1 pseudogene is annotated in these 316 nt (G+C 65.2%); it reads left to right on the forward strand.

From position 1 onward, the window contains the following. Positions 1 to 316 (forward strand): annotated as a pseudogene (locus GE543_RS27025) (efflux transporter periplasmic adaptor subunit); the annotation flags it as partial.

A 316-nucleotide genomic window follows, 5' to 3' on the forward strand; every position in this document is an offset into this window, starting at 1 on the left:
GATCAGGACCGCTTCCGTCTGGCACTGCGCCAGGCGCAGGCGACGGTCGCCGAACGTCAGGAAACCTGGGAGCAGGCACGCCGTGAGAACAAACGTAACCGCGGCCTGGGCAATCTGGTCGCCCGCGAACAACTGGAAGAAAGCCAGTCACGCGAAGCCCGAGCCCTTTCGGCACTGGGCGAATCAAAGGTTGCGGTGGATGCCGCGCAGTTGAACCTGGATCGCTCGGTGATCCGCAGTCCGGTGGACGGCTACCTCAACGACCGCGCCCCCCGCGAACATGAGTTCGTCACTGCCGGGCGTCCGGTGCTTTCGG

Source organism: Pseudomonas sp. SZ57 (assembly GCF_009495975.1).
Lineage (GTDB): Bacteria > Pseudomonadota > Gammaproteobacteria > Pseudomonadales > Pseudomonadaceae > Aquipseudomonas > Aquipseudomonas syringae.